Here is a 7,290-nt window from a genome sequence, read left to right on the forward strand (position 1 = left end):
GGTGACCGCCGACCTGCTGGACCGGCTGGCCGCCGTCCCCGGGGACCGCGCCGCCGTGATCTCCGCGGGCCGCGAGCTGACCTTCGACGGGCTGCGCGCCGACGCCATGCGGATCGCCGGCCGGCTGGCCGCGCACGGCGTCGGCCCCGAGAGCGTGGTCGCGCTGTGCCTGCCGCGCGGCGCCGGCCTGGTGTCCGCGCTGATCGGCGCCCTCACCGCGGGCGCCGCCTACCTCCCGGTCGACCCGAAGCTGCCCGCCGACCGGCGCCGCTACCTCGTCGAGGACTCCGGCGCCGACGTCGTCGTCACCTCGGGCGGCGGCCCGGACGGCGCGCCCCTGCTCCCCGGAGCGCCGCACCTCGACCTGGCGGAGCTGCTGGCCGACGACCGCCCCGCGCCCGCGTACCGGCCGGTGCCGGTGGCCGGGGACACGCTGGCGTACGTCATCTACACCTCGGGGTCGACCGGCCGGCCCAAGGGCGTCGAGATCGGCCGGGAGGCCGCCTCCCGGCTGCTCGCCGAACTGGAGGACGCCGGGATCGCCGTGACCGAGGGCGGCCGGGTCGGCTGGAACGCCTCTCCCTCCTTCGACGCCTCCGTGCAGCAGTGGACCCGTGTCTGCCGGGGCGACACCCTGGTGATGATCGACGACGAGACGCGCGCCGACCCGGCCCTGCTGGCCGCGCTGGTGGACGAGCGGTCCCTGACCGACCTGGACCTGACCCCCTCTCATGCCGATCCGCTGCTGGACCTGCTGAGCACGGACGGCGGGCCGCGCCCGCTGACCCTGCTGATCGGCGGCGAGGCGATCAGCCCCGCCCTGTGGTCGAGGATCTCGGACCTGGCCGCGGCGGGCACCGTCCGCGCGGTCAACCTGTACGGACCCACCGAGTGCACCGTGGACGCCAGCGCCGGCTGGATCGAGACCCCCGCCGGGGCGCCGGCCGCCCCGCACATCGGCGCCGTACTGCCGGGCCTGCGGATGCGCGTCCTGGACGAGAAGCTCCAGCCGGTCGGCCCGGACGGCACAGGTGAGCTGTACCTCGCCGGGCCCCGGGTGGGCCGTGGCTACCGCCGCCGGCCCGGCCTGACCGCCGAGCGGTTCACCGCCGACAGCAGCCACGACGCCGAGCCCGGCGGGCGCATGTACCGCACCGGGGACCTGGTGCGGGTCCTTCCGGACGGCGGGCTCGACTACCTGGGCCGCGCCGACGGGCAGGTGAAACTGCGCGGCTTCCGCATCGAACTCCCCGAGATCGAGGCCGCGGTGGCCGCCCACGAGGCCGTCGCCGAGGCCGCGGTCGTCCTGCGCGAAGACCTGCACGGGGCCCCCGGCCTCGTCGCCTACTACCGGGCCACCGGGCCGGTAACCGGCGCCGCGCTCAAGGAGCTGCTGGCCGCCGCGCTGCCCGCGTACATGGTGCCCGCCGTCTTCGTGGCCCTCGACCGCTTCCCGACCACCGTCAACGGCAAGCTGGACCGGTCCGCGCTGCCCGAACCGCCGTCGGCCGCAGCGGTGTCCGCGACGGAGCCCGCCGGGGCGGACGACGGTCTGTCCGCCTCGGAGCGGCTGATCGCCGGAGTGTGGACCACGGTGCTCCGGGCGGACTCCGTCGGCCCCGACGACAACTTCTTCAAGCTGGGCGGCCATTCCCTCCTCGCGATCAAGCTGGTCTCGCGGGTACGGGCCGAGCTGGGCGTCGCCCTGCCGGTGAAGGCCGTCTACGCCAACCCGCGCCTGCGGGACCTGGCCGCGCACATCGACGGGCTCGTCGCAGCCCATGACGCCTGAGGACATGACCGTGACCCCGTTGTCGTTCGCCCAGCGCCGCCTGTGGTTCCTCGGGCGGCTGGAAGGCCCATCCGCCACCTACAACGCCCCGGTGGTGCTGCACCTGGACGGGACACCCGACCCGGCGGTGCTCGGCGCGGCCCTCGCCGATCTGGTCGAGCGGCACGAGGTACTGCGTACCGTCCTGCCGGCCGGCCCGGACGCCGAGCCCCGCCAGGAGGTCCGCGACCCCGGGGCGGTCGCCCCGCCCGAGGTGGTCCGGTGCCCGGCCGCCGAGCGCGACGCGCGGGTGGCCGCGTTCGTCCGGGAGCCGATCGACGTCACGGCCGACGTCCCGTTGCGGGTACGCCTGTTCACCTCGCAGGACGACGACCGGGACGACGACGGCGGCGCCGGCTCCGTCCTGGTGCTCCTGATCCACCACATCGCCACGGACGGCTGGTCCGTACGCCCCCTGCTCCGGGACCTCGACACCGCCTACCGGGCCCGCCTCGCGGACCGGGCCCCCGCCTGGGAGCCCTTGCCGGTCCAGTACGCCGACTACGCCCTGTGGCAGCGGGAGCTGCTCGGCGACCCCGACGACCCCGGCAGCCTGGCCGCCGAGCAGCTCGACCACTGGCGGCGGCGGCTCGACGGGGCACCGGCGCTGACGGCGCTGCCCGCCGACCGGCCCCGGCCGGCCGAGCCCTCCGGGCGCGGGGCCACCCTCACCGCACGAGTGCCGGCCGACACCCACCGCGCCCTGCTCGCCCTGGGGCGGCGGCACCGGGCCAGCCTGCCGATGGTGGTGCGCGCGGCGCTGGCCGCCTCGCTCACGGCGGCCGGCGCCGGCCCGGACGTGGTGATCGGCACGCCGGTCGCGGGCCGGCCCGAGGAGGAGCTGTACGAGCTCGTCGGGTTCTTCGTCAACACCCTGGCCCTGCGCACGGACCTCTCCGGCGATCCGAGCGCCGCCACGCTCCTGGAGCGGGTCCGGGAGGCGGACCTGGCCGCGTACGAGCACCAGGACCTGCCCTTCGAGCTGCTGGTCGAGCGGCTCGCCCCGGAGCGCTCCCTCGGCCACCACCCGCTGTTCCAGGTGATGCTGACCGTGGACGACGCGCAGGGCGCGGGCCCGGTGCCGCTCGGGCCGCACCTCACCGGCCGGCCGGGCACGGCCGACCTGCGGGCCGCCAAGTTCGACCTCACGTTCTTCTGCGCCCGGCGCGAGGCCCCGGACGGCTCCCCCGACGGGCTCGACCTCGCGCTGGGCTATGCCGTCGACCTGTTCGACGAGTCCACGGCGCGGTTGCTGCTAGACCTGTTCACCCGGGCCCTGGACGCCCTCGCCTCGGACGCCGACCGGCCGCTCGCCGGCGCGCTGACCACCGCCGAGGAGCGGGCCGGGCTGAAGGCGCGGCGGGAGGCGCTGACCACGGGGAAAGCGGCGACGCCCGCCGTACTGCCCGGCCGCCGGGACGTGAGCGGTCCGCGGGAGGAAATCCTGTGCGGACTGTTCGCCGAGGTGCTCGGACGTTCGCACGCAGCACCGGACGACAACTTCTTCCGCAGCGGCGGGCATTCGATGCTCGCGGGCAAGCTGGTGAACCGGATCCGGGCCGCCCTCGGTATGGAAGCCGGCATCCGGGACCTGTTCCTGGCCCCCACCCCGGCCGCCCTGCACCGCCGGATCACCGAGGCCGCCCGCGCCGGAGGCGGCGCCGCCCGGCCCGCGCCGCGCCCGGTGCCGGCTGCCGAACGCCCGGACCGGCTGCCGCTGTCGGCGGCGCAGCGGGCGCTGTGGCTGCTCGCCCGGATCGAGGGCCCCTCGGCCACGTACAACGCACCCGTGGTGCTCCGCCTCGACGGGGTGCCGGACGCCGGGGTGCTGGCGGCGGCGCTCGCCGACCTGGCCGGGCGGCACCCGGTCCTGCGCACCGCCTACCCGCACGTGGACGGGGAACCGCACCAGCGGATCGTGAACGGCTTCCGTCCCGCGCTGGAGACCGCCCGGTGCGGCGACGCGGCAAAACTCGACTCCGCTGTGGCGGAGTTCGGCCGGACGCCGCTCGACGTGACGGACGGAGTGCCGCTGCGGGCCCGGTTGTTCACCACCGGGGACAGCGGCTCCAGCGCCCTGGTCCTGCTCGTCCACCACATCGCCGTGGACGGCTGGTCCCTGGCGCCGCTGCTGCGGGACCTGGGCGCCGCGTACACCGCCCGGCTGGGCGGCCGCGCCCCCGGCTGGGAGCCGCTGCCCCTCACCTACGCCGACTACGCGCTGTGGCAGCGGGAGCTGCTCACCGATCCGCGGGAGCTGCTGGACCACTGGCGTACCGCCCTGGCCGGGCTGCCCGAGCGGACCGCCCTGCCGTACGACCGGCCCCGCCCGGCCGAGCCCACCGGGCGCGGCGGCACGGTCGCCGTCCGGCTGGAGGCCGGTGCGCGCGACGGGCTGGCCGCCCTCGCCCGTGACCGGAGGGCGAGCCTGTTCATGGTGGCCCGGGCCGCGCTCGCCGCCGCCCTGTCCGCGGCCGGCTCGGGTACGGACCTGGCGATCGGCACCCCGGTCGCGGGCCGCTGTGACGAGGCCGTGCACGATCTGGTCGGGTGTTTCGTCAACTCCCTGGTGCTGCGCGCCGACACGTCCGGTGACCCCACGGCCGCCGCCCTGGTGGAGCGGGTGCGGGACTTCGACCTGGCCGCGTTCGACCACCAGGACCTGCCGTTCGACGCACTGGTGGAGCTGCTGTCCCAGGCGTCCGGGCGGGCCCTCGGCGAGCACCCGCTGTTCCAGGTGATGCTGACGGTACGGACCGCCGGGGCGGCGGACGGCACGGACCGGCCGCGGCTCGGGCCGCTGACCGCCGAGGCCGGTACGGTCGACCTGGGGGCGGCCAAGTTCGACCTGAGCTTCCACTGCGAGGAGGAGGCCGACGGCGGGTTGCGCCTGCTGCTCGGCTACGCGCGGGACGTGTTCGACGAGGTCACGGCGCGGCTGCTCCTGGACGTGTACGCCCGCGCCCTCACGGCGTTCGCCTCGGACGCCGGCCGGCCGCTGAGCGCGCTGGGCCTGGTCACCGATCCGCAGGCGGCCGCTCTCGCCGCCCGCCGGGAGCGGCTCGCCGAGGCCGTACGGGACGCCGCCGGGCGTGCGGCGGCGCGGGAGCGGGCGAGGAGGGCGGCGTCGGAGCCGGAGCACGTTCGCGTGCGGCTGCTGTGCGGTCTCTTCGCCGAGATCCTCGGCCGGGACGAGGTGCTCGCCGACGACAACTTCTTCCGCACCGGCGGGCATTCCCTGCTCGCCAGCAAGCTGGTCAACCGGATCCGCGCGGCGCTGGGCGTCGAGGCCGGAGTACGCGACCTGTTCCTCGCCCCCACCCCGCGGGCGCTGCACGACCGGCTCCCCGCGGGCCCGGAGGCCGGCGGGGACCGGCCGGTGCTGCGCCCCGCCGTCCGGCCCGAGCGGGTCCCGTTGTCGTACGCCCAGCGGCGGCTGTGGTTCACCGACCAGTTGGAGGGCCCCTCGGCCGCGTACAACATCGCCCTGGTGCGACGGCTGGACCGGCCGCTGGACCCGGCCGCGCTCGCCGCCGCGCTCGCCGATGTCGCCGAGCGGCACGAGGTGCTGCGCACGGTGTACCGGGCCGAGGGCGGGGAGCCGTTCCAGGTGGTCCTCGACGGGGCCCGGCCGCAGTTGGAGCTGGGTTTCCCCACCGACCTGGCGGCGGCCGTGGACGCGGCGGCGGGCCATGTCTTCGACCTGGCGCGGGACCTGCCGCTGCGCGCCTGGCTGTTCCTGCCGTCCGACGGTCGCGGCCGCCAGACCCTCGTTCTGCTGGTGCACCACATCGCCGCCGACGGCTGGTCGACGGACTGCCTGCTGGCCGATGTGGCCACCGCGTACGCGGCGCGGGCCGCCGGCCACGCTCCCGCCTGGGGGGCGCTGCCCGTGCAGTACGCGGACTACACGCTCTGGCAGCGGCGGTTGCTCGGCCCCGGGCCGCGGGCACGGCTCGGCTTCTGGGAGCGCAACCTGGCGGGGCTGCCGCCGCTGACCGACCTTCCCACGGACCGGCACCGGCCTCCCGTGCCCTCCGGGCGGGGCGCGCTCACCGGATTCACGGTCCCCGCGTCCGTGCGGGCCGGGCTGGAACGCATCGCCCGGGACACCGGCAGCACCCTGTTCATGGTGGTGCACGCGGCGCTCGCGGCAGTGCTCGCCCGCTGCGGGGCCGGGCCCGACCTGGCGGTGGGCACGGTGGTGGCGGGCCGGGACGACCAGGCGCTGAACGGACTGGTCGGCCTCTTCGTCAACACGCTGGTCCTGCGCACGGACACCTCGGGCGACCCGTGCTTCGCGGACCTGCTGGTACGGGTCCGGGAGGCGGACCTGGCCGCGTACGCTCACCAGGAAGTTCCCTTCGACCTGGTCGTGGAACACCTCAATCCGCACCGGTCGTCGGCGCACCACCCGCTGGCGCAGGTGATGTTGCGGGTCAGCCCGGAGCCGGACGGAGCGGGCGGCGGGGGCGGCCCGCTGGCCGGTGAGGCGCTGCCGTTCGGGGCGCACACGGCGAAGGCCGACCTGACGTTCGCGCTGACCGGGAGTGCGGAGCACGGCGGTTTGGACGGGGTGCTGGAGTACGCCACCGATCTGTACGGGCACACCGGCGCCGAGCGGCTCGCCGGGCTCCTCGGGCACGCGCTGGCGGTGTTCGCGGCGGATCCGGCGGCCCGGATCGGCACTCTGCCGGACGGACCGCCCCGGCCGGGCGACGGGCCGTACGCCACCGTGGCGGGTTACCGGGTGGACCTCGGCCACGTACGGGAGGTGCTGGCCGCGCAGGCGGGGGTCACGGGCGCCGAAGTGGCGCTGAGCGACGGGAGACTCGTGGCCCGGGTGACGGGTGCGGTCAAGGAGGCCGACGCGCAGTCCTGGGCGGCGGACCGGCTGCCCGAGTACGCGGTGCCCGTCGTCGGCGTCACGGGGCAGCCGCCCCTGCCGCCGGCGCCGGGGGGTCCGCTGTCACTGCTGGTGGACCTGTTCAGCGAGGTGCTGGACGGCAAGGAGGTGACGCCAGACGCGAACTTCTTCCGGTCGGGCGGGCATTCCCTCCTGGCGGTGCGCCTGCTGAACCGGGTACGCACGGAGCTCGGCCGCGAGCTGACGCTGCGGGACGTGTTCCGCCACCCCACGCCGGCCGCGCTGGCCGCCCTGCTGGCCGCGGCGCCCACGCCGCCGCCGGTCCCGGCCCTACGCCGCCGCACCCGCGCCGGCACCCGGGTACCCCAGGGCTGACGGGCCGGACGCACGGGAGGGGCCGACGCAGGAGGACGCCCCCGCGCGGCCCCCGCGCCTGCGGCCGGCCACCGGGCCCGCGCCGCCGGCCGGCCGCCCACAAGGGAGATCGGGGGTGCGCTCGTGCGGATCGGACTGCTGACGGAGGGTGGCTACCCGTACGCGACGGGTGAGTCCAGGCTCTGGTGCGACCGGCTCGTGCGCGGGCTCGCGCAGC

The 7,290-nt window shown here is 76.6% G+C and carries 3 protein-coding genes; all 3 read left to right on the forward strand.

Annotation, left to right across the window (positions count from 1 at the left end; genetic code table 11):
• The first annotated feature begins 1 nt into the window (after window position 1).
• On the forward strand, window positions 2-1,792 hold the full coding sequence (locus E2E34_RS28455; RefSeq protein ID WP_138904758.1) for a non-ribosomal peptide synthetase: 1,791 nt from the start codon (window positions 2-4) through the stop codon (window positions 1,790-1,792).
• 10 nt (window positions 1,793-1,802) lie between these two features.
• On the forward strand, window positions 1,803-7,073 hold the full coding sequence (locus E2E34_RS28460; RefSeq protein ID WP_439333693.1) for a condensation domain-containing protein: 5,271 nt from the start codon (window positions 1,803-1,805) through the stop codon (window positions 7,071-7,073).
• 123 nt (window positions 7,074-7,196) lie between these two features.
• Window positions 7,197-7,290, forward strand: a 94-nt coding sequence (locus tag E2E34_RS36715; RefSeq protein ID WP_167518408.1) for a DUF3492 domain-containing protein, incomplete at its 3' end; no start/stop codon positions are given.

The sequence above is a fragment of the Streptomyces albidochromogenes genome (genome assembly GCF_005981925.1).
Classification (GTDB): Bacteria; Actinomycetota; Actinomycetes; order Streptomycetales; family Streptomycetaceae; genus Streptomyces; species Streptomyces albidochromogenes.